The 22,773-nt window shown below is 73.0% G+C and carries 19 protein-coding genes and 1 pseudogene; 4 read left to right on the plus strand and 16 right to left on the minus strand.

Going from position 1 to position 22,773, the window contains the following annotated elements; all coding sequences use genetic code 11:
- Positions 1-43 precede the first annotated feature (43 nt).
- The 9 genes and pseudogenes from OG286_RS07195 to OG286_RS07235 all read right to left on the minus strand — a co-directional run bounded on the left by OG286_RS07195 (position 44) and on the right by OG286_RS07235 (position 7,683).
- Positions 44-964 (minus strand): MBL fold metallo-hydrolase, encoded by a 921-nt coding sequence (locus OG286_RS07195; RefSeq protein WP_396322541.1) that lies wholly within the window; start codon positions 962-964, stop codon positions 44-46.
- On the minus strand, positions 961-1,956 hold the full coding sequence (locus OG286_RS07200; protein ID WP_405362643.1) for an ornithine cyclodeaminase family protein: 996 nt from the start codon (positions 1,954-1,956) through the stop codon (positions 961-963). The genes OG286_RS07195 and OG286_RS07200 overlap by 4 nt, the downstream gene beginning before the upstream one ends.
- A 45-nt stretch (positions 1,957-2,001) precedes the next feature.
- Positions 2,002-2,772 carry a thioesterase II family protein gene (locus OG286_RS07205; RefSeq protein WP_405362641.1) on the minus strand — a complete coding sequence of 257 codons (771 nt, stop codon included), beginning with the start codon at positions 2,770-2,772 and terminating at the stop codon, positions 2,002-2,004.
- Positions 2,769-3,566, minus strand: a complete 798-nt coding sequence (locus tag OG286_RS07210; protein ID WP_405362639.1) for an FkbM family methyltransferase — start codon at positions 3,564-3,566, stop codon at positions 2,769-2,771. Before OG286_RS07210 ends, OG286_RS07205 begins: the two co-directional genes overlap by 4 nt.
- Entirely contained in the window at positions 3,563-4,402 is an 840-nt protein-coding gene (locus tag OG286_RS07215) for a thioesterase domain-containing protein (RefSeq protein WP_405366038.1), read from the minus strand. The genes OG286_RS07210 and OG286_RS07215 overlap by 4 nt, the downstream gene beginning before the upstream one ends.
- Before the next feature lie 147 nt (positions 4,403-4,549).
- Positions 4,550-4,756: pseudogene (locus OG286_RS07220) on the minus strand (acyl carrier protein); the annotation flags it as partial.
- A 190-nt stretch (positions 4,757-4,946) separates the two neighbouring features.
- Positions 4,947-6,203, minus strand: a complete 1,257-nt coding sequence (locus tag OG286_RS07225) for an MFS transporter (RefSeq protein WP_396322545.1) — start codon at positions 6,201-6,203, stop codon at positions 4,947-4,949.
- Between the two features lie 74 nt (positions 6,204-6,277).
- Complete coding sequence (locus tag OG286_RS07230; protein WP_405362636.1) at positions 6,278-6,943, minus strand: ArsR/SmtB family transcription factor; 666 nt, start codon at positions 6,941-6,943, stop codon at positions 6,278-6,280.
- 119 nt (positions 6,944-7,062) lie between these two features.
- Positions 7,063-7,683 carry a hypothetical protein gene (locus OG286_RS07235; protein WP_396322547.1) on the minus strand — a complete coding sequence of 207 codons (621 nt, stop codon included), beginning with the start codon at positions 7,681-7,683 and terminating at the stop codon, positions 7,063-7,065.
- A gap of 558 nt (positions 7,684-8,241) precedes the next feature.
- On the opposite strand from OG286_RS07235, the gene OG286_RS07240 reads away from it, so the two are divergent.
- Positions 8,242-10,101: a helix-hairpin-helix domain-containing protein gene (locus OG286_RS07240; RefSeq protein ID WP_405364903.1), complete on the plus strand. Its 1,860-nt coding sequence runs from the start codon at positions 8,242-8,244 to the stop codon at positions 10,099-10,101.
- A gap of 446 nt (positions 10,102-10,547) precedes the next feature.
- Here the strand turns inward: OG286_RS07240 and OG286_RS07245 are convergent, their stop codons facing one another.
- The 3 genes from OG286_RS07245 to OG286_RS07255 form a co-directional block, all read right to left on the minus strand.
- Positions 10,548-11,243, minus strand: coding sequence for a response regulator (locus tag OG286_RS07245; RefSeq protein ID WP_405364905.1), 696 nt, complete (start codon positions 11,241-11,243; stop codon positions 10,548-10,550).
- A gap of 153 nt (positions 11,244-11,396) precedes the next feature.
- Complete coding sequence (locus OG286_RS07250; protein WP_396322549.1) at positions 11,397-11,816, minus strand: hypothetical protein; 420 nt, start codon at positions 11,814-11,816, stop codon at positions 11,397-11,399.
- Between the two features lie 256 nt (positions 11,817-12,072).
- Complete coding sequence (locus OG286_RS07255) at positions 12,073-13,455, minus strand: sensor histidine kinase (protein ID WP_405362632.1); 1,383 nt, start codon at positions 13,453-13,455, stop codon at positions 12,073-12,075.
- A 512-nt stretch (positions 13,456-13,967) separates the two neighbouring features.
- Between OG286_RS07255 and OG286_RS07260 the strand changes: the two genes are divergently transcribed.
- Positions 13,968-14,696, plus strand: a complete 729-nt coding sequence (locus OG286_RS07260; protein ID WP_396322551.1) for a (2Fe-2S)-binding protein — start codon at positions 13,968-13,970, stop codon at positions 14,694-14,696.
- A gap of 158 nt (positions 14,697-14,854) precedes the next feature.
- Here OG286_RS07260 and OG286_RS07265 read toward each other — a convergent pair whose 3' ends face one another.
- Together OG286_RS07265 and OG286_RS07270 are read right to left on the minus strand one after the other, a co-directional pair.
- The gene (locus OG286_RS07265; protein WP_396322552.1) at positions 14,855-15,652 is read right to left on the minus strand and encodes a FadR/GntR family transcriptional regulator; all 798 of its coding nucleotides are present in this window, start codon (positions 15,650-15,652) and stop codon (positions 14,855-14,857) included.
- Positions 15,653-16,279: 627 nt separating this feature from the next.
- Positions 16,280-17,239 carry a hypothetical protein gene (locus OG286_RS07270; RefSeq protein ID WP_396322553.1) on the minus strand — a complete coding sequence of 320 codons (960 nt, stop codon included), beginning with the start codon at positions 17,237-17,239 and terminating at the stop codon, positions 16,280-16,282.
- Between the two features lie 213 nt (positions 17,240-17,452).
- On the opposite strand from OG286_RS07270, the gene OG286_RS07275 reads away from it, so the two are divergent.
- Together OG286_RS07275 and OG286_RS07280 are read left to right on the plus strand one after the other, a co-directional pair.
- Entirely contained in the window at positions 17,453-18,652 is a 1,200-nt protein-coding gene (locus tag OG286_RS07275; RefSeq protein WP_405362629.1) for an IS110 family transposase, read from the plus strand.
- Positions 18,653-19,215: 563 nt separating this feature from the next.
- Complete coding sequence (locus tag OG286_RS07280; RefSeq protein WP_405362627.1) at positions 19,216-20,442, plus strand: CaiB/BaiF CoA transferase family protein; 1,227 nt, start codon at positions 19,216-19,218, stop codon at positions 20,440-20,442.
- Positions 20,443-20,458: 16 nt separating this feature from the next.
- Here OG286_RS07280 and OG286_RS07285 read toward each other — a convergent pair whose 3' ends face one another.
- Entirely contained in the window at positions 20,459-20,992 is a 534-nt protein-coding gene (locus tag OG286_RS07285) for a hypothetical protein (RefSeq protein WP_396322555.1), read from the minus strand.
- A gap of 82 nt (positions 20,993-21,074) precedes the next feature.
- On the minus strand, positions 21,075-22,697 hold the full coding sequence (locus OG286_RS07290; RefSeq protein WP_405362625.1) for an alpha-amylase family glycosyl hydrolase: 1,623 nt from the start codon (positions 22,695-22,697) through the stop codon (positions 21,075-21,077).
- Positions 22,698-22,773 lie beyond the last annotated feature (76 nt).

Here is a 22,773-nt window from a genome sequence, read left to right on the forward strand (position 1 = left end):
CCCCTCCCGAGGGCAGAGATAGTCGGTTCCGGGTGATGCCGGCTCAGGCGTGGCAGGTGAGCGGCTTGCCGCCGTTGTAGACGACCATGTCCCGGTAGGCGGCGGCGGTGTCGATCCTGGCGCCGGGCGGGATGCCGTCCAGCTCCGCGTACGCGCGGTGCAGGTTGCCGACGATCCGCTCGACGTCCAGCCATGCGAAGTACTCGCCGAGGTCGCTCTCGAAGGCGGCCTCCAGCGGGCTCAGCCCGGCGTCCTTGGCCTCGCGGGCGATCTCCTGCACGGTGCGCAGGTAGCCGAGCGCCTCGTCGATCACCTCGGGCCCGCAGACCGGGCCGTGGCCGGGGACGATGGTCTGCGCGTCCAGCGGCCGCACCACCTTCTCCAGCACCTCGATCGCCCCGCTGACCGAGCCCATCAGCACGAACGGCGCGCCGCCCTTGAAGAGCAGGTCACCCGCGAACAGCACGGACCGGTCCGGCAGGTGGACGATCGAGTCGTTGGTCGTGTGTGCCGGGCCCCCCACGTACCGCACGTCGCAGCGCAGTTCGTCCGACCAGAGCGTGACCCCGTCGGTGTAGGTGAGGAACGGTGGTGCCAGCTCGAACTCGCCGAAGTCGATCTCGTTCCACACGCCCCGGTTGTACGGCCGCCCGAAGGCCATCACCTCGGCCCGCGCCTGCTCGTGCCCGATGATCGTGGCGCCGGGGAGCAGGTAGTTGCCGAAGGTGTGGTCGGCGTGGTGATGGGTGTTCACCAGCGTGCGGACCGGACCCCTGGTCACCCCGGCGACCGCGTCCAGGTAGGCACGCGTCCGGCTCTCGGTGGCGCAGGTGTCGATGCTGATGACGCCCTGCCGGCCGACCAGGAAGGCGGTGTTGTTCAGGAACCAGCTGCCGTCCGGCTGGACGTACGCGAACACGCCCTCGCCGACCTCGACCGTCTGCGGCGCGCCGCCGAGCGTCACTTCCGACCGCCTGCCACGACCGGGACGCTGCCCTTGGTGGACGGGAATCCCGCCAGCTCGGTGCCCAGGCCCTGCGCCGCGGCACTGCGGTAGGCGTACGCGGCCACCGCGACGTCCTGCAGCGGCGAGCCCACGGACTTGAACAGCGTGCGGGCCGGGCGCGGCGCGTCGGCGGGCCGGCTGCACAGCTCGGCGAGCGTGATCACCCGCCCGGTGTCCAGGGTGCCGGCCTTGACGGCGGTGATCGCGTCGCCGGACTCCTCCAGTGCCTGCAGCCGGTCCACCACGATGAGCCCGGGCGCGCGCCAGACCTCGGCGTCCAGCTCCCGCTCCTCGGGCAGGGTCGAGCCGGTGGAGCTGATGTGGACGGTCTCGGGGATCCAGTCCGCGTAGAAGGCCGGGCCGTTGCCACCGGTGTTGGTCGCCACCAGGATCAGGTCGGCGTCCTGCACGGCGGTGGCCCCGCCCGCGACCGGTTCGATCTCCACGCCGAGGCGCTCCGAGAGGTCCCTGGCGAACCCGTCGCGCCGCTCCTTGCGCGGACTGTGCACGGAGATCCGCTCCAGGTCCAGCAGTTGGCTGATGACCGTGGCCTGCATGCGTGCCTCGGCGCCGGAGCCGATGATCCCGACCCTCCTGGCGCCCGGCGCCAGCTTGGCGGCGGCCAGGCAGGCGGTGGAGGCGGTGCGCAGGACGGTGAGGTGGTTGCCGTCCACGGCGGCCAGGAACTCACCGGTACTGATGTCGAAGAGGTTGACCTGGAACCGGACGGTGCTGCCGACCAGGTGGAACTCCTTGTAACCGACCACGCCGAGGCCCGGCAGCGCCGCGGCCATGAGCCGCAGCCAGCCTCCTTCGAAGCGGAGGTTGACCCGCTCGGTGATCGTCGTGTTGCCGGCGTGGTCCTCCCGGTAGGCCTCGTCCAGCGCGTTCAGTACACCCTTGACGTCGGTCGCCCGGCGGACGTCCTGGTCGGTGAGAATGATTGCCATCTTTTCGTCTCTCTCTGGAGCTTGTGCACGCGTCAGCGGCGTCGGTCAGCCGGTCGGTCCCGCGCCCGCCGCCGGCGCACCGCGCAGCAGGGCGGAGACCAGCTCCGACGCCTCGTCCAGCACGAAGTGGCTGGTCGGGTACATGTGCAGCGAGAACGGCCGGGTGGTCTCCCACCGCCAGGCCGCCATGGACTCGTAGGTCACGAAGTGGTCGTGCATGCCGCCGGCGACGGCGATCGGGACGTCCAGCGGCAGCCCGGGGGCGTACGGGGCCCGTTCGATCAGCCGGTAGTCCGCCCGCAGCACGGGTTCGAACATCTCCATCAGGTCGGGGTCGCCGAGGACCCCCGGCGCCACGCCGCCGAACGACGCCACCTGTTCGAAGAGTTCCTCACGGGGCAGCAGATGGAGCGGGGACGCGATCGAGCGCACGGCCGGCGCCTCGATCGACGAGACGACCAGCAGCTCCGGCTCCGGCCGGCCCTGCGCGCGCAGCCAGCGCGCGAACTCGAAGGCCACCAGGCTGCCGGAGCAGTGCCCGAACAGCACGAACCGTCCCTGCATCACCGGTGCCAGGATGCTGCCCAACGTCTCCAGGAGCTCCGGCATCTCCTCGATCGGCGGCTCGTCCAGCCGGTTCTCCCTCCCGGGGAACCGGACGGCGCACAGCTCGGCGCCGGCCGGGAGCCGGTCGGCCCACTCGTTGTAGATCGAGGCCCCGGCACCGATGTGCGGGAAGCAGATCACCCGCACGTCCGGCTCGGCCACCGGGCGCGGCCTGACGACCCACTTCCGGTTGACCAGTGTCCCCCTCATGAGTTCCTCCGCGCGAACAACGTGTGGACATCGGTGCCGCGGTACTCCTCGGGCTGTTCCACCGTGGTCGTCATGCCGTGGACGGTGAACAGGTCGACGGCCGCGGCCAGCCGGCCTTCCCCCTCGACCTCGACGGCCACCAGCCGGATCCTCGGCCACAGCTCCTCGCCGATGCCGCGCAGCACCTCCAGCTCGAAACCCTCGACATCGATCTTCAGGAAGTCGATGCGGTCGATGCCGAGCCTCGTCGCCGTCTCGTCGAGCCGCACCACCTCGCACGAGACCTTCCGGACCTCCTCGAAGCGGCCGGCCAGGATCTCCTCGGTCTCCTCGACCAACACCGCGCGGCGCTCCTCGTCGTCGAGGCCGGCGGCGACATTCCTGATGTAGGAGCGGACCAGTTCCTTGTCCTCGGCAGGATCCGCGTCGAATCCGGACATCATCGTGTACTGCGGGTAGAAGGTCAGCTCACGCCGCTCCGCGACGGAGCCGACGGCCTGGTTGAGAGCCGTGACGTTGGAAAGCCCCGCGACATTGCCGGAAAGCAACCGGAAGACCTCCGGAGCGGGCTCGAAGGAGAATATCCGGGCGGTCGGCCACTGCTGCGCGGCGAACAGCGCGAACATCCCTATGTTGGCCCCGACATCGACGATGACCGGGTCGTCCGGGAGCGGTTTGCCGTCCGGCGGCAGGTAGACCCCGTCCTCGAAGATCTCCTTGTACAGATACTCGGCCTCATGGCGGTTGAGGCACCGCACCACCAGGCCGTTCGGCAGGCGCTGCTCGTACGTCATGTCAGCAACTCCGCCTTCATGACGTCAGCCACCCTGGGATCGGCGAGCAACGGCCCGAACCATTCGACGCCGTAGTCGAACCAGTGCGGTCGCAGGTCCGCGGCCGCCCGGCCCCAGAGCAGCTCGGCGGCGTCGGCCTCCTTCTCGTCCTGGAGCAGGACGACGGGGACGTCGCAGGCCCCGGGGCGGTAGCGGCTCAGTGCCCACGCGAGGCCGGCCGCCACCCGCTGGAGCCGCGCCAGGTCGGCCGCCCCGGTGTCCGCGCCGTACCAGCCCTCCCGGCTCAGCAGGGCGAGTACCTGCTCCGCGTCCTCCTCGCCGCCGAGGCCGAACCGCTTCACCACCAGGGCCAGCCGGCGGCGCAGCGCGAGGTCGAAGTCGACCGGCGAGCCGGGCAGGGCGGGTGGCTTGATCAGCACCACCCGGCCCACCTCCCGTGCGTGCGCGCGCAGTTGACGCGCCAGCTCGAAGGCGAGCACGGCGCCGCTGCCGACGCCGGCCAGGTGGTACGGGCCCGCCGGCTGGACGGCCAGCAGCTCGCCGACGAACCGCTCGGCCAGCTCGGGGACGGTCGCCGTCCACGGCTCGGCAGCCGGGTCGGCGCCCGGGTCGACGCCCGGACTGGCACCCGGATTGGTACCCGGGTCGTGCTCCAGCGACAGCGTGTACACCGGGCGCCCGGTCTCCCAGCCGCGCGCGGCCTCGCGCTCGAGGTCGGAGAACTGCTCCGAGAGGACGAGGAACAGCGGCTCCCCGGCACCGTCCGCGACGAGCACGGTCAGGGCCGGCCCGCCGTGCACGGGGGCGGGAGTGGGGGCGGGAGTGGGAGCTGACACGGCGGCTGGGGCCGACGCGGGGACGGACGCCGGCGTGCTGCCGGAGACAGGCGCGGGGGCGGAGTCCGTCAGCACGGCCGGGACCGGAATCCCGGCCGGCGGATCAACGGACCCGACGCCGCCCACCGTCAGGCTTTCGGCGAGCCGGGCCGGTGTGGGATTCCGGAACACCGCCGAGCTCCGCACGGATATTCCGCGTTGCCGTGCAGCGATGACGACATCGACCACCTTGAGCGAATTCCCGCCCAGATCGAAGAAATCGTCGTGCGGCTGGGCCGTGACGCCGAGGACGCCCGCCCAGATGTCACAGAGTTCTTGCTCGATCACCCGACACGATTTATTTTCTCCGGTCACTTGACGGACAGTAGGAGATCGCCGCAGCCGTCATCGGCAAGTCAACGGGCAACTGACCGGCAATCGGTGTCCGCCCGTTCCCCGGGCGAAACACCCTCGGCCGGCGCCCACGGGATCCAGCGTGCCGGGCATGCTGGGCGCGCCCGGTCAGCGTCCGTTCCGAGCGAGCCCGACGTCCGGAGGAACGGCGTCAGGCCGAGGCCGCCGACCGCGTGGGTTCCGGCACCTCGCCCGCCGGGCCGTGGCCGCGCAGGCGGTCCATCTCCCGCCACTCCGGGCGGAGTCCGGCGAGCGTGGTGGTCGCGAAGTACAGGCCACCGCAGACGAACAGCACGGGTATCAGGCCGGTGAGGGCGACGGCGGCGCCGGCGAGGAGGCCGCCGAGGGGGATGCCGGCCCAGGCCAGGGAGTCACCGAGGGCACCGACACGGCCGAGCAGGTGGCGCGGCACCCGTTCGAACAGCATCGCGCCGAGGATCGGGTTGAGGAAGCCGGAGCCGAACCCGCCCACCACGAAGACGGCGAGCACGACGCCCATCGGTGCGTCCATGGCGAGGACCAGGAACCTCGGCGCCCCGCAGAGCAGGAAGCCGGCGAAGAAGACGATCCGGCGCGGGAGCCGGTGGGCGAACGCCGCCGCTATCAGGCTGCCGCCGACCGCGGCGATTCCCCAGGCGCTGCCGGTCAGGCCGATGGCCGCCGGGCCCCCGCCGGACTCCTGCGCCCAGACCGGCACCAGGACCGTCATGAACCCGGCGTCCAGCAGGTTGGTCACACCGATCATCACGATCACCGTGAGCATCAGCGGCTCGCTGCGCACGAAGGTGAAGCCCTCCCGGAACATCCGCCAGTAGCCGGCCTCCTGCTCCGGCGCGTTCTCCCCCGTCGGCTGCGGCGCGGTGGCCGCCCGGCCCATGCCGCGCGGCAGCACGAGCGCGATGACGAGCGAGCCGAGGGCGAACGCGACCGCGTTGACCGTCAGACCGGCCATCGGGCCGAGCAGCGCGATCAACCCGCCGCCGATCGCCGGGCCGACCGTGGAGGCCAGCCGCTCGGTGACCCCGGAGAGCCCGGTGGCCCGCTCCAGCGGGATGCGGGCACGGTCGGCCGCCTCGGGGACCATCACCTCCTTGGCCAAGTCCCCCGGGCCGCGGACCGCTCCGACCAGCCCGACCATGACCAGCAGCAGCCAGAACGGAAGCACCCCCAGGCCGTGCAGCAACGGAACCAGACCGGCGGCAACGGCGCTCACCGCATCCGTCGTCCAGGAGATGACCCGCGGGCCCAGCCGGTCGATGACCGGCCCGGCAAGCGCCTTGACCAGAACGTACGGCGTCATCTCGACGAAGGCGACGACGCCCGTCATGGTGGCGCTGCCGGTGGTGGCGAGGACGAACCAGGGCAGGGCGATCGCCGAGACCCGCGTCCCCGTCAGGGAGATCGCCATCGCCCCGAGCACTCCGGCCAGCGGCCGAACGGTGCGCGGAGCGGCGGACCGGGAAGCCTCAGCCGGGACGGTGCTCACGTGCGCCCCTCCGATTCGTCCGACTCCGGCTCGCCCGCGGGGTCGGGCAGCACCTGGAGCACCACCGCCACCCGCTCGGCCCCCGCCGGCACCGCCTCGGACTCCGACTCGGACTCGGACTCGGACTCGGGGCCCGCGGCCCGGCGGTAGCGCGCGACCACCTCCGCCACCTCCTCGGCGAGGCGGCGGGCCTCCTCCGGCGTCAGCCGCAGCGACCAGTCGCTGAAGTCGAAGGAGTGCCGCCACTCCCGCGGCATGGTCTCGAAGGAGTTCAGCGCGCGCTGGGTGGTCAGCGCGTTGGCCGCTACGACCGACCGCAGATAGGCGAACGCGGCCTCGGGCTCCTCGTCGGCCAAGTCCCGGTCGGCGAACCAGGTCATCTGGTGGAGCGGCTTCCACCACCGCTCACGGGCGTTGCCGCGCTCGGTGTCCTCCGCGACGAAGCCGGCGGCCGCCAGCTGGCGCAGGTGGTAGCTGGTCGCGCCCGACGTCAGCCCCATCCGCTCGGCGAGCCTGGTCGCCGTGGACGGTCCGTGCCGGCGCAGCAGCCCGACCAGTTGCACGCGCACGGGGTGGGCGAGGGCTCGCAGGCCCTTGGCGTCGAGGACGACGACATCGGTCTGCGGATCCGGACCGTGCGGCCACTTCTGCTCTTCGGTCATGGCAGCAGATTAGAACCGCAAGCACTTCTTTGCAAAGGGTTATTTGCAAAGAAGTCTTGGCGATCTTCCCGGGTGCCGGGCCGGGCCGCTCGATACCGCGGGGTGGCCGTCCGTTGCGGTCAGTCGCCGGCCACCGCCAGGATCAGGACCACGGTGATGCCGCCGCCCGGGGTCGGCTCCACCGCCAGCCGCCCGCCGGCCGCGCGGATCAGCCCGTAGCCGGCCGGGCCCACCGGGCCGTCCGGGCGCACTCCGGCGAGCAGCCACTCACGGGCCTCCGGAAGTTCACAGGGCCCGCGGTCCACCACCCTCAGCTCCACCCGGGCCCGGTCCGACGCCGCACCGGCCGGCCCCGGCTCCCGGCCACGAACGGCCCGCGCCACGGTGCCCGACCCACCCGGACCGCGCGCGCCTCCGACGCCGCCCCAACCTCCCGAACCCTTCCGGCCGGACACCGCGTCGACCCGGACCAGCACCCGGTCCCCCGCCGGGCTGCGCCGGATCGCATGGTCGACCAGCCCCGCCAGCGCGGACTCCAGCCGCCGGGCGTCCACGGCCACCACCGGCAGGCCGGCCGGTATCCGCACCGAGACCGACGCCGCCCGGCCGCCGCCCCGCAGCACCCGCTGCACCACCTCGGCCACCTGGACGTGCTGCGCCTGCGGATCGCAGCCCTCCGTACGCTCCGTCCACCGCACCCGCTCCAGTTCGGGCCTGCTGAGTGCCCGCGGTGCGGCCATCTCCCCTGGCGGCCACCCCGGACCGCCCGCCCAGCCGGAGCCGGCACCACCGGACCGGCCCGCGTCAGCGGCACCGTCCGAACCGCTCCCGAATCCACCGTCCCGGCCGCCGCCCCCGCGCCCGGCGGCCCCGGAGCCGCCCGGGCCGCCGAGTCCGCCGAGTCCGCCGAGTCCGCCGAACGCGCCCAGCCCACCGAGTACCCGGGCACCTCCCGACGCGACATAGCCCCAGAGCTTCCCGCGTGCCATCGCCCTGCCCCTCGTACGTCACCGGCCGCCACTGCCGGAGGCGCAGCAGGCCGGACGGGGCCGCTTTCCGGGCCCCTGCGCCAAGCCTGCGCCTCCGCCACCCGGGTGACAATCCGGCTCATGGACGCAAATCGGCCACCGCACCCCGCCGGTCGGCGGGTACCGCCCGGCCGACCGGCGGGTCCGGTCAACCGGATCCGCCCACGGCGCGCCGTCGGAGCGCCGCCTGCCCGGAATGCCGTCCGGCGCCCACCCACCCGGCCACCCACCCACCCGGCCCGATCCGACCGCCGAACCTAGACTGACCCCATGACCCGGCTCAACGACCAGGTCCAGGAACTGCTCCAGGAGTACGCCGACCTGATCTCGATCACCGGCGGGGACGCCTTCCGGGCCCGCGCCTACGAGAAGGCCGCCCGCGCCGTGGGCGGTTACCCGGAGGACGTCGCCGGGCTGGACGCCAAGGGCCTCCAGCAGATCCCCGGCGTCGGGAAGTCCACCGCCGAGAAGGTCGCCCAGTACCTCGCCACCGGCCGGATGGAGGCGCTGGAGACGTTGCGCGCCGCGATCCCGCCCGGGGTGCGCGAGATGATGGCCGTCCCCAGCGTGGGCCCCAAACGCGCCCTCGCCCTCTACCGCGATCTCGGCATCGCCTCGGTCGACCAGCTCGCCGAGGCGATCCGCGCGGACCGGCTGAGCGGGGTGGCCGGGTTCGGCGAGCGCAGCGGCGAGAAGATCCTGCACGGCATCGAGATGATGCGGCAGTCCGGCGGGCGGACGCTGCTCGACGCGGCCACCGAGCAGGCCGATCAGATCGTCGCGGCGATCGCGGCCGTGCCGGGCTGCACCCGCTGCGCGTACGCGGGTTCGCTGCGCCGGATGCGCGAAACCGTCGGCGACATCGACGTGCTGGCCACCGCCGAGGACTCCGCGCCGCTGATGGCCGCACTCTCCGAACTCCCCTACGTGGCCGAGGTGATCGTGCGCGGTCCGACCAAGACCTCGGTGCGCACGACCAAGGGCCTCCAGGTGGACCTACGGGTGGTGCCGGAGGAGGACTGGGGTGCGGCGCTGGTCTACTTCACCGGTTCCAAAGCCCACAACATCAAGCTCCGCACCATGGCCGTCCGGGCCGGCCTGAAGCTCTCCGAGTACGGGCTGTTCGAAGCCGAGAACACCGAGGAAGCCGAGGACGCGGAGCGGACCGGCACCGGCACCGGCACCGGCACCGGCGACCGTGGCGCGGGCGCGGGCGCGGGCGCGGGCGCGGGCGCGGGCGCGGGCGCGGGCGCGGGCGCGGGCGCGGGCGGCGCGAAGGTGGCGTCGGCGACCGAGGAGGAGGTCTACGCGGCGCTCGGGCTGCCATGGATCGCGCCGCCGCTGCGCGAGGACCGGGGTGAGGTCGAGGCGGCGCTGCGCGGCGAACTGCCGGAGCTGGTCACCGAGGCGGACCTCCGCGGTGACCTGCACTCGCACACCAACCTCACCGACGGTCTGGCCACCCTGGAGGAAATGATCGACACGGCGGCCGCCCGCGGCTACGCGTACTACGCCGTGACCGACCACGCACCCGACCTGGTCATGCAGCGGATGACCGACGAGAAGATGCTCGCCCAGCGCGGTCAGCTGCGCGAACTCGCCGGCCGGCACCGGCGGATGCGTCTGCTGCACGGCACCGAGCTCAACATCGGCCCGGACGGCGGAGTCGACTGGCCCGCCGAGTTCCTGGCCGGCTTCGACGTCTGCGTGGCCTCCGTCCACTCGCACTTCGGCGCCGACCGGGCCACCCAGACCCGTCGGCTGATCCGCGCCTGCGAGAACCCGTACGTTCACATCATCGGCCACCTCACCACCCGCCGGATCGGCCGGCGCGGGCCGATCGACGTCGATCTCGACGCGGTCTTCGAGGCCGCTGCCCGTACCGGCACCGCGATCGAGATCAACAGCTCACCGCAACGGCTCGACCTCCGCGACGAGGACGTGCTGCGGGCGAAGCGCTACGGAGTGAAGTTCTCGATCGACAGCGACGCCCACGCCACCGGCCATCTCGCCTACCCGCGGTACGGGATCGGCACCGCCCAGCGGGCCTGGCTGACCACCGAGGACGTGATCAACACCTGGACGTGGCAGCGGCTGAAGCGGTTCCTGCGCAAGGACGCCCTGCGCTAGCGGCCGTCCATCCTCATCAGCGCCCGAGGAGCCCCCGAGCAGCCCCGGACACCCCCGGACATCCCCGCGGGCCGGTCTCTCGACCTCGCGCCCTCCCACCCCTGCCCGACCTGCACACTTTGCCCGATTTCGCACCGGAAGACTCTGGTGCAACCGGCATGGGAGGAGCATTATGGAGGTGGACCTGCGAGGTAGATGAGGGAGTTCGACCGCAGGAGGCAGTGGCGACAGATCGAGACGGATCAGGGTCTGCCGCTGGTACCTCGGTCGACGATCGAACTGTGAGGCCGGAGGACACGATGTCCGGAGGCCACCCCCGCCTCGCAGGTTCCCCATGCCCCCTCCCCGCATCCCCGGCGCTCTCCCCCCATCCCCCGCTCTCCCCCGCGCTCCCCGTCGAACGGCCGGGCAACGTGCGAGGGACTCAGCGCCACTACGCGGCGCCACTACGCGGTCGGGGCCGCGTACCCCATCTCCCAGGCGTGCACGGCAATGCCGACCCGGTTCTGCACGCCCAGCTTCCGCTGGATGCTGGCGACGTGCGTCTTCACCGTGCCCGGTGAGATGAACAGCTCGGCGGCGATGTCCGCGTTGGTCCGGCCCGCTGCGACGTGACCGGCGACCTCCACCTCCCGTTCGGTGAGCGGCACGACGAGACCACGACGGCTCTCCGGACGCCGGGGCGCCGTCACGTGCTTCAGCAGCCGGACCGTGACGGACGGGCTGATCAGGCTCTCCCCGCTCGCCGCCGCCCGGACCGCCTCGGCCAGCAGGGCGGGTCCGGACCGCTTCAGCAGGAAGCCCGACGCCCCGTGCTGAAGAGCCGGGTAGACGTACTCGTCGAGGTCGAAGGTGGTCAGCACCACCACCCGCACCGGCGTGACGGCACCCGGCCCGGCCAGCCGTCGGGTCAGCTCCAGGCCGTCCATCCGGGGCATCCGGATGTCGACCAGCGCGACGTCCGGGCGCAGCTGCGCGGCGAGTTCGAGCGCGGCGGCGCCGTCGGCGGCCTCGCCGACCACGGTGATGTCGGGCTGCACCTCCAGGATCCGCCGCACACTCCGGCGGACCGCCTCCTGGTCGTCCGCGATCAGCGTGCGGATCGGAGCCTGGGCGGCCTCCGGCGACTCCGCGCCGGCCACCGTCGAGGACGCGACCCCTGGCGGCACCGCAGCGGGTAGCGTTGCACGCGCCGCAGCAGACACCGGACTCCTCGGGCTGCGCTCCGGATGGGGACTCGTCACGGGGAGCAGTCTCGCATGCCCCGCACCGCCCTCCACCCCGCGCCCAGCGGCTCAGGCGGCGTCGCCCTTGAGCTCCGTCGCCCTGCCGTCGCGCAGCACGGTTATGTGCGGCGGGACTTCGACGCGGAACCGGGCGTCACAGTTGGCGATTCCGCTACAACTCGCTTCCAGAGTGAGGGTGTCGTCGTCCAACGCCCAGCTGCTTCTCTGGTTTCCGATGACGTCCGTCTTGAACCAGCGGGTGACCTTGATGTCCTGACGGTCCGCCATCACCGGATCGGTCGGGACGTGGTGGAGCGAGACAACGTCGAGAGTGGTGCCGTGATAGCCGAAGGTCTTGTCCTCCGGGGTGGCTTCGTCGGCCTTCGCGCAACCGGTGACAGCCACCAGCGCAGCGAGGGCGACCAGCGCGACCACGGTGGCAAGCACCTGGCGGACGGGCGTGTCCGGCACAGCCGGCGTGGCGGTCATGGGAAGGGTCCTCCCGGGGAATCGACGGCGGCGGTGAAGGTGAAGGTGAAGGTGAAGGAGGGTGGTGATGGTGGGAGTGAAGGAGTGGCGGTGACAGCTACGAGCTTCGCCGTTCCGCGCGCAGCTGCCATCTGCCGTTCGGCAGATTTCCGGCCCCGAATTCGCCACGCTCAGCCCCGATTCCGCCGGTAACCCCTGCCGAACGGCCTACCGACCGACCACCCCACCGGCTCCCCACCGGTTCTCGCAGCTGCAACTACCGCACCGGCAGCTCGCAGCTGATCCGCCAGCCCGACGGCCGGTGCGGACCCGCGACGAGCGTCCCGCCGTGGGCGCCCACCCGCTCGGCCAGGCCGGCCAGTCCGGTGCCGCCGCTGCCCGGGAGCCGCAGCAGCCCCTTCGGACCACCCCCGCTCCCACCGTCGTCCGTCACCGACACCACCACCGACCACAGCGCCACCGCCGCAGCCCCGCCCCCATGACGCGAACCACCCGAGTCGTGGGACCCACCCGGACCCGCCGACCCGACCGGGCCGCCCACAACCGCCACCCGCACGATCACCTCCGCCGCACCGGGCGCATGCCGCCGCACGTTGGTCAGCCCCTCCAGCACGACGGCGTACGCGGTGGCCTCGGCCTCGCGCGACAGCAGCCCGGTGGCCTCCGGCGCCAGCTCGACGGCGGCCCGGGTCGAACCGCGCCCCGAGAAACGCCCGCCCAACTCCGGCAGGTCGGCCAGCCCGTGCACCCGGGTGGCCCCGACCGCCCGACCCTCCGCCACCTCGTCCGCCTGCGGGTCGCGCAGCGCGCCCACCATCGCGTCCATCGAGTCCAGCGCCCGCAGACCGGCCTCCTCCAGTCGGCGCAGCAGGGCGGCCGCCTCCGTTGCGTCCAGGCCGGGCAGTTGGCCGGCCTGGGCCTCCAGCACGATGCCGGTGATCTCGTGGGCGACGAAGTCGTGCAGTCCCCGGGCCACTTCGAGCCGCTGCTCGCGGCGGGCGCCGGCCACTGCCCGCTCCCGGCGGGCGTCCAGGGCCCGCAGGTAGAGGCCGGCCCCGGCCACACCGACTGCCGGAAGGAGCGAGAGCAGCAGGGCGACGAGCGAACCGGTCCAACCCGCCTGGGGTACCCGGAGGGTGAAGCGCAGCGGCACCAACAGCACGGCCAGGCCGACCGCCACCCCGACCGGCCCCGCCCACCGGCCGCGCACCCGCCGCGCCGCCCGGCCGAGCAGCATCAGGAGCGCAAGCCACTCGAACGGCAGCCAGAACGCGGCGAGGCGGTACGGACCCGAGTAGCCCGCATCCAGCACCAGCGAGGCGACCGCAACGGCACCCGCCGCGGCCGCCGGCGTCACCCGGCGGGACGGCCACCGCAGGAGCGCCACCGCCGCCGCGAGCGCGGCCATGGCGGCGACGAGCAACGCGGCCGCGTGCTGGCCCGGGTGCGCCAGCACCACCGGCGCCAGCATGCCGAGCGCCGCGACGGCGGACAGCGGCCGGCGAAGCCGCGCCGCAATGGCGGCGGCCGGGGGCCCGGTCGGAGCCGGCCGATCCGGAGCCGGCCGGGGCGGGGCCGGCTGCTGGGGAGGGACAGCCGAAGTGGACCGGCCGTCCGACGCCGGGATTTCGGAACGCATGCGCCCGAGCCTATGGCGCGGCGCCCACCGGACTCCGCGGGCCGAACGCCCGGGGAGGCCGGGACCCTCCCCGAGACAATCACATCACCCCACCACAGAAGAAGTGCTGATTGAACGTCGGATCTATCCGCCGGCACCGAACATGCACCCTCGTCCTCCGTCACGACTCCCGGGCAGCGGCGGCACCGCCGTCACCAAGGGTGCGGCGCGGTCACAACCCGGGTCGAGGGGCGTCCCGATCCCGGGCCGCGGGGGCGCGGTACCGTTCGTCGGTACCGACAACGGCAACGTCACGTACGGGGCCGACCGCCCGACCCGCCCGACCCGAAGGACCGCCCGATGCCCCACCACCGCCCGACCGCCGGCCGCACCTTCCGCGCCGCCCGCCCTCGGTCCGGCGCAGGCGTCACAGCGGGCCCCACAGCGGGCCCCACAGCGGGTCCCACAGCGGGTCCCACAGCGGGTCCCACAGCGGACCCGGTGGCGGGCCCGACGGACCCGGCGGCCGCCCGATGACCACCACCCCTCCCGACTACAGCCGACTCGCCGCCATCGGCCCGTACTTCGTGCTGAACGCCGCCACCGCGCCCACCGACACGCCGCCTCCCGGCTTCCGGCTGCTGCACGAGCTCTACGCGGAGGGGCCGGACGGGTTGCTCCCCGCACGCGTGCGGGAGGTCGCGCGACGGCTCGGCACCGGCGAACCCCGGGTGGCGGCCTCGATCCTGCACCTCGGACTGGCCGCCCGGTTCTGCTCGGTGAGCCTCGGCGCAGCCGTCCTGCTCGGCGTGGTCCCCTCCTTGGACCCCGGCAGTGCATTCGTACGCGTGCCGGAGCAGGGGCCGATCGATCTATGGACACCGTACGAACCCCGGTCGGAGGGCACGCGGGCCAACGACGAAGAAGCCCTGGCCCAACGCCTCCACCGAGCTCTCGTCCAGGGCCAGTTGGCGCCGCTTGCCGCCGCCGTCCGGGCCACGGTGCCGCTCTCGGAGCGGCTCCTCCAGGGCAACGCCGCATCCGCACTCGCGGGCGCGTTGCGCATGCTCGGCCCCCACGCGGCTCCCGGCCGGGCCAGGGCGCTGGTCGCGGGGCTGCTCGACCGGCCGCCGCTGGCCGGCGCCGGGATCCTGGGCGGCACCGGCTTCCGGCGGAACAGCTGCTGCCTCTACTACCGCGTGGGCCCGGGCGCGGGAGTCTGCGGCGACTGCTGCTTCACCCGGCCACCCCGTCGCACCTGAGCACCTCTCCACCGCCACTGACGGCACCGCCGACCCGGCCACAGGCGCAGCTACAGCCACAGCCGGACGGGATACCTCCGAGGTCGAAGGTCAAGCGCGCATCCGGCCCGGCATGCCCAGCCGGAAGGCCACCCCGGCCGGGGACGAGGCCGACACGCTCATGATCGCTCCGCCAGGAAGGTCGAGGACGTCGGCCGAGGAACCCGCGTCGAGTCCGTCAGCTCCAGGTGCCCCCGCACCAGGTGGTGCACGCACGCGACGGTGTGCGCCTCCGCCGCCGCGCGGGCGCCGGGCCCGTCCCCGGCAACCACCGCGACCAGGATCTCCCGATGCTGTTCGGCGAACCGCTCCCGGTCGGGCGCGTAGGGCGCCGGCAGCCAGAGCAGCGGCCCGAGTTCGGCCTGGAGCCGGACGGCGAGCTGGGTGAGGCGCACCGACTGGGCGGCGACCGCGAGTTCGATGTGGAAGCGGGCATCGGCACGGCGCAGCTCGGCGGGGGTGCGGGCCTCCCGCAGCGCGGTGACCAGCCGGGTGAGACGGACGGCCAGGTCGGCGGGCGCGCGTTCGGCGGCGAGCCGGGCGGCGGTTCCGGCGACTGCCAGCTCCTCGTCCCCCAGGTCGCGCAACTCGACGGTGCCGAGTTCGCGCAGCCGGGCGAGCTGGAGGCGGTCCGATCCTTCCGCCGGGGTGCGGACGAAGCTGCCGCCGTTGCGGCCGCGCCGGGTCTCGATCAGACCGGCGTCGCGGAGCAGGGCGAGCGCCTCGCGCAGGGTTCCGTTGGCGACGCCGAGTTGGTCGGCGAGGTCGTTCTCGCTGGGCAGTTGGTCGCCGTCGGCGACCAGGCCGAGGGCAATCGCCTCGGTGATCCGGCGGGCGACGGCATCGGCCCGGCCGAGGTCGGTGAGCGGGGCGAGGACGGCACTGAGCAGCGGGGTCGTACTCCCGGTGGTGGTCAATGGCGGGCCCTCCCCGATCACCGTCCTGCCGAGTGTTTCCGGCAGCGTACAACGCAGACAGCCGTGACCCCTTGCCCCTGGAAACTCACTCTCGTATGTTTCCCCGTGCCCTGGCCCCGAGCGTCACGTCACGCCCCCGGTTCAGGCGCGACATGAATTCTGGGCCAATGTCTCCCTCAGGTTCACGTATCTCTCCCCCGTCGTCGGCGTCTGCACACCCCTCTCCACCTCTCTCGCCACCGCCGGCCCGCCGATGCTACGGACCTTCCCGGTCGTCTGGCTCGTGGGCCGGCGGGGCCTCGGCCTGTGGGTACGGGCCGGCCGGAGCAGCCCGGACCAGCTGGCCACCTGGGTGGACTGCATCGAACTCACCTGCCCCACAACCTGGTTGAGTGGCAGTGAGCGTGTCCTCAGCGCAGCCCCACGGGTCACACCGACTCATCGCCCCCCACCCGCACCCCCGCACCCCCGCACCCCTGCCCCCGCCGGGGCCCCACCGGTGGCCCGAGCGAGGCCGATTCCCCCACCCGGGTCCACTGACTCGCCGCGACCGCAAACGAATCCGTAGCCGCCACCGGCCACCGGCTACCGGCTACCGGCTACCGGCTACCGGCTACCGGCTACCGGCTACCGCTCCAACGTCGCGAGGAGCAGGTTGGGGTCGGTCCGGGTGAGGGAAGCCGCACTCGGGACATACACGGTGTCGCCGCGGACGGCCACCGAGGTCGGGGTGGAGAGGCCGTCCTGTCCGGTGAGGACCGTGTGGTGGCTTCCGTCCCCGGCGATGTAGACGGCCTCGCTGGTGCCGTTGATCGCGGCGATCACCTTGTTGCTGTGCCCGAGGAAGGCGAAGTCGTCGATGCCGACCAGGCCGGTCGCGCGGGTCTCGGCCGGCCCGGCTGTGCCGTCACCGTCGATCGGGATGCGCAGCAGGTTGCCGGTGTCGGTGTTGCCGACCCAGACGGCGTGGTGGTGCACCTTGAGACCGTTGGCGCCGAAACCGCCGTTGGGCTTGAGCAGCGCGTCGTCGGACCAGACCGTCGAGGCTCCGCCCTCCAGAGGGGTGGCGTAGACGACTCCGAGCGCCGAATCGGCGGTGTAGAGCAGACCCGCGCGCTCGTCGAGGGCGAGGCCGTTGGGGAAGCTGGTGACCGGGAGGGCGGAGATGCGTTCCGGGGTGCCGCCGGGGCAGAGGCGCCAGATGCCGGTGAGGTCCTCGGTGCCGGTGGCGTAGGCGAAGTAGAGGGTTCCGTCGTGGGCGCGGGCGATGCCGGTCACCACGGCCGCACCGACCAGCGGGGTGGCCGGCTGTGCGGGCGCGGGCAGGACGGCCAGCTCGGTGAGGTTTCCGGCCCGGTCGACCCGGCCGATCTTGCGGGCGAAGGAGAAGGTGAGGTCTGCCGAGCCGTCCGGTTCGAGGGCGATGTTCTCCGGTTGGAGGCCCAGGTCCAGGTTGAAGTGGGCGATGATCCGGGGCTGCGAGAGCGGCGGCGCGACGGCGACGGCCGGGGTGGCCGCCAGCAGGGCGAGGGCTGTGGAGGCGGCGGTGCCGAGCAGGCCGGCAAACCGGCGGGGCGGGCGGGTCATGGGTGTCTCCGTAAGGTGTTAGTCGGCCTGGGAGGGCCGGATGTGGCTTATGGGTTTCTGCCTTCAATGGCTCCCGAGGAGTGGCCGTCCGGCTCTCCGGGGCGCCCTGGCTGCTGATTGAGATGTGCGCGCCATGTGCGGTCGCTGTTTACGGAGACGACGGCGGGGTGTCCCTCGGGCCAACGGGATGACGGCGGGTGCGAGGAGGGGCGAGTGAGCGAGCGAATTGCCCATGCCTGGGCGGGTGTTGACGCAGGCAAGGGTCACCACTGGGCGGCGGTGGTCGATGACGCCGGCGCGACGCTGTGGTCGAAGAAGATCGAGAACGAAGAGACGGCGATCCTGACCGCACTCGGCGAGATCCTGGAGCTGGCCGATCAGGTCCACTGGGCGGTGGACATCTCCGGCACAGCCTCCGCGCTGCTGCTGGCCCTGCTCGCGGCCCACGGCCAGCAGGCCGTCTACGTGCCCGGACGGACCGTCAACCGCATGTCCGGCGCTTACCGGGGCGAAGCGAAGACCGACGCCCGCGACGCCTACGTCATCGCCGAAACCGCCCGCCAGCGCCGGGACTTCACCGCGATCGAGGTACCCGCCCAGCTCGCGGCCGACCTTGCTCTGCTGACCGCCCACCGCACGGACCTGATCGCCGACCGCGTGCGGATGATCAACCGGCTCCGCGACGTGCTGACCGGCATCTTCCCCGCCCTGGAGCGGGCCTTCGACTACTCCTCCCACAAGGGCGCCCTGGTTCTGCTGACCGGCTACCAGACCCCGGCCGCCCTGCGCCGCCGTGGCCGGGCCCGGTTGACGGCCTGGCTGGCCAACCGCAGCGTCCGCGGCGCCGATGCGGTGGCCGCCACCGCCCTGGAGGCCGCCGACGCCCAGCACACCGTCCTGCCCGGGGAAGAGGTCGCCGCCGCGATCGTCGCGGACCTGGCCGCACAGATCCTGGCCCTGGACGACCGGTTGAAGCGGATCGACAAGCAGATCCGCGACACCTTCCACACCCACCCGCAGGCCGAGATCATCGAGTCGATGCCCGGCATCGGGCCGATACTCGGTGCCGAGCTCGTCGTCGCAGCCGGCGACCTGATGGCCTACGCGGACGCCGGCCACCTCGCCTCGGCGGCCGGGCTCGTGCCGGTCCCCCGCGACTCCGGCCGCCGGACCGGCAACCTGCACCGGCCCAAACGCTACAGCCGCCGCCTGCGACGGGTGTTCTACATGTCCGCGCAGACCAGCATCATCAAGGACGGCCCCAACCGGGACTTCTACCTCAAGAAGCGCGCCGAGGGCTGCAAGCACGTCCAAGCGATCATCGCCCTGGCCCGCCGCCGGGTCAGCGTCCTGTGGGCCCTCCTGCGCGACAACCGGATCTTCACTCCCGACCCGGTCGCGCAGGCGGCTTGACTCAGTCATTGAGACTCCTCGAACTCGACGTCGAACTCGGAGTCGTACTCGAACTCAGAACCGAACGTGGGTGGGCTTAACGCGCACCTGTCAGCAGAGCACGCACACCGCCCCGTCACCCGCGCTGCGCCGCCGCGCCACCACGGGATCCCCCGCTCGGGCCACCGCCGTCCGGGGAACACGGCACCACGGACCCCGCCCGACGAAACGTCCATCCGGCCCGGGCACTCCACGAGACATCGCGTCGACTGCGCACGGCTGCCCCCGGCCGCGCAGAATGATCCGCACCCGACGGACCGGCCGGGCGACGGCACCGGGCCGGCGACACAAAGCCCGGCGACACGCAGCCGGGCGACACGCAGCCGAACGACAGGAAAGCCGGACGACAGGAAAGCCGGACGAGCGAGAGGGAGAGCGATGGTGCTCACCAGGCAGGCAGCGATGGCGGCGACCACCGCCTCCCGCGCCGAGCGGTACGGCGAGACGCCGGTACGAGCGGTCCCCACCACCCGTACCGTGTACCTCCGCATATGCGTCCCCCTCCCCAGCACTGGAGGCACCTCATGAACCTCCCTCTCTCCGGCGTCCTGGTGGCCGACTTCGGCCGCGTCCTTTCGGCGCCGTACGCCACGATGCTCCTCGCCGACCTGGGCGCGGACGTGGTCAAGGTCGAACGGCCGGGCACCGGGGACGACACCCGCGCCTGGGGCCCGCCGCACGTCGGGGGCGAGGCCACCTACTTCCTCTCCGTCAACCGCAACAAGCGCTCGATCGCACTCGACCTGCGTGACCCGGCCGACCACGCCCGCGCGGTCGAACTGGTCCGCCGCGCGGACGTCCTGGTGGAGAACTTCCGCCCGGGCACGATGGCGAAGTACGGCCTCGGCTACGAGGAGAGCAAGGCCCTCAACCCCCGGCTGGTCTACTGCTCGGTGACCGGTTTCGGCACCGGCCCGGGCGCCGAACTGCCGGGGTACGACCTGCTGGTGCAGGCCGTCGGCGGGCTGATGAGCGTGACCGGACCGGCGCCCGGCGAGCCGGTGAAGACGGGCGTGGCCCTGGTGGACGTGCTGGCCGGGCTGCACGCCGCGGTCGGGGTGCTGGCCGCGCTGCGCGAGCGGGACGCCACCGGCGAGGGCCAGTTGGTGGAGGTCAATCTGCTCTCCACGCTGCTCTCCAGCCTGGTCAACCAGTCCGCCGGGTACACCCTGACCGGCGTGGTCCCGGGCATCCTCGGCAACCGCCACCCGTCGATCGCGCCGTACGAGGTGCTCACCGCCGCCGACCGGCCGCTGGTGATCGCCGTCGGCAACGACCGCCAGTTCGCCGCACTCTGCCGGGGGCTGGACGTGCCGCAGCTCGCCACGGATCCCCGGTTCGCCACCAACTCGGACCGCGTGGCCCACATCGACGTGCTGGCCACCGAACTCACCGCCCGCCTCCGGCACCGGACCGCCGCCGAGTGGTGCGCCCTCCTCACCCCGCTCGGTGTGCCGTGCGGACCGGTGAACGACCTGGCCGGCGCCTTCCGACTCGCCGACGCCCTGGGCCTGGAACCGCGCACCACACTGACCGGCCCGGACGGCACCGACGACGGCGAACCGCTCGACCTGGTCGCCAACCCGATCGGCCTCTCCCGCACACCTCCGCGCTACGAGCGCCGCCCGCCCCGGCTGGGCGAGCACACCGCCGAGCTCAGAGCCTGGCTGGACGGCCGACTCCCCCACCGCTCAGAGGACCGCCAGTCCTCACCCGGCACCGACGCCCCTGGCGCCGGTGAGGCCGGGTGAAGCCCTCCCGCGGGGGTCAGACCGCGACCGCCTCCTCCGTCTCCTCCTCCATCTCCTCCACGGCCTCCGCCGACGTCTGCATCGAGGCGCCAGCCGAGGCCTCCCGCCACACCGCCGCCCGCCCGCGCTTCTCGTGGAGCGCCGCGCAGGCCATCACCGCGCCGCCGAGCAGCAGCCAGAGCGCCAGCGTCGGCACGTGCCCGCCGAGACCGGCGCCGCCGTCGAAGTACAGGATGCTGCGCGCGCCCTCCAGGAAGCCGGCACCGGTCCGGAAGGAGTGCAGGCCACCGAAGAATCCGTTCTGCAGGTCGGGGCGGTAGATGCCGCCGGAGGTGGTGAAGTTCAGCATCACCAACAGCACCATCATGGCCAGCGTGGTCCACCGCTTGAGGAAGATGTGCAGGCCGACGCCGACGGCGATGACGCCCGCCGAGTAGAGCCAGCCGGGCGCCCAGACGGCGAGCCGGTCGTGGTCGACGACATGGAAGAGCGGCCCCGCGGTGACGATCCCGATCACGCTCACCACGAGCGAGACGGCCACGCCGACCATCTAGGTGCAGTGTACAACCGTTTTGTGATCGGAGAAAGGCCCCCCGGGCCCGCCCCCGGACCACGGCCCGCCCACCCGGGCATCAGCCCAGCTCGAACACCCCGTACGAGAAGCCCTCCGCCAGCAGCTCCCCGTCGACCACCCGCACCCCCTGCACGTCCAGCGGCCGCGCAACGACCGACCCTCGCCCCGCCGCCACCGAGCCCGGCCGCGCAACGACCGACCCGAGCGGCACCGAGCCCGGCTCCCGCCGCGGGTTGACGGCGACCAGGTACCGGCCCGCCCGGATGTACACCAGCGGGTACCCGGCGTGCCGGACCTCCACTCCACCCTCCGCGCCGAGCCCCGGGTGGGCCCGGCGCAGCGCGATCAGCCGGCGGACGGTGTGCAGCAGCGAGGTCGGGTCGGCCCGCTGGGTGGCGACGTCGGGCCGGCGGGGGTCGGGGTCGACGGGCAGGTACAGGCGCTCGGCCGGTGCGGTGGAGAAGCCGGCGTTCGGGCCCGGCGCCCACTGCATCGGCGTGCGCGAGCCGGCCCGGTTGTACTGCGGACCGAGCACGCTGCCCTCGACGTCGGGCAGGTCCGGCAGGTAGCGCATGCCGATCTCGTCGCCGTAGTAGACGGCGGGCAGGGTGGGCCAGGTGAGCAGGAGGGCGAAGGCGGCGGCGAGTTGCGCGGCGGTGCGCGGGCCGGTCGCGAGCCGGGAGAAGTCGTGGTTGGCGGTGGGGAGCGCGATGTACCCGGCGCCCTCGGTGAGTTCGGCTGCGGAGCGCCAGGCGTCCAGGAACACCTGCGGGGTGCCGAGGCCCTCGGCGTCGAAGTAGCAGGGGCCCTGCTTCCAGTACTCCTCCACCGTGCCGGCGTTGTTGTTCCAGAGCGAGCGCAGCGGCAGGCCCCGGTCGGCGCCGCCGAACTGGAGGAAGAAGTCGGCGTGGAATCCGGCGGCGACGGCGGTGGCCGGGTCGCCCCACTCGGCGAACAGGGCGGCCTGCGGGTGGCTCCGGTCGAGCCAGTCGCGCAGTTCGGTCCAGAGCTTGGCGGTCTCGGTGAACCCGGGGTCGTCCTTGACCAGCGAGGAGGCCATGTCGACGCGGAAGCCGGCGACGCCGAGGCCGAGCCAGTGAGCCATGATCTCGCGCAGCGCGGCGCGGTTGGCGCGCGGGCCGTCGGCGTCGACCGGCTGGCGCCAGGGCTCGTCGTAACGGGTGCGCGCGTAGCCGAAGTTGAGCGCGGGCTGGCAGTCGAAGAAGTTCGGCCGGTACCAGCCGGGGCGGCTGCCGGGCGAGGCGACGAAGCCGTCGACCGGGCGGTCGGACCAGATGTAGCGGTGGTCGGACCGGTCCTCGGCGGCGGCGAGGAACCAGGGGTGGCGGTCGGAGGTGTGGCCGGCGACGAGGTCGAGCAGGAACCGGATGCCCCGTCGGCCGGCCGCCTCGGCCAGGGCCGCGAGGTCCTCGGTGGTGCCGTAGCGCGGGGCCGGGGCGAGGTAGTCGCTGATGTCGTAGCCGGCGTCGCGGAACGGCGAGGCGAAGCAGGGGTTGAGCCAGACCGTGTCGACGCCGAGCCAGGCGAGGTGATCGAGATGGTCGGCGATGCCCGCGAAGTCGCCGATGCCGTCTCCGTCGGAGTCGGCGAAGGTCTGCGGGTAGATCTGGTAGAGGACGGCGTCGGCCAGCCAGTCGGGGCCGGGGCGGGTCGAGGTCATGGGGTGGATCCTCCTGCCGGGTCCGGGGGCCGGGTCTACCGATTCTCGTCCAATCCCGGCCGTCCGGACAGCCCGC

Source organism: Kitasatospora sp. NBC_00039, from assembly GCF_045160625.1.
In the GTDB taxonomy this organism is placed as follows: domain Bacteria; phylum Actinomycetota; class Actinomycetes; order Streptomycetales; family Streptomycetaceae; genus Kitasatospora.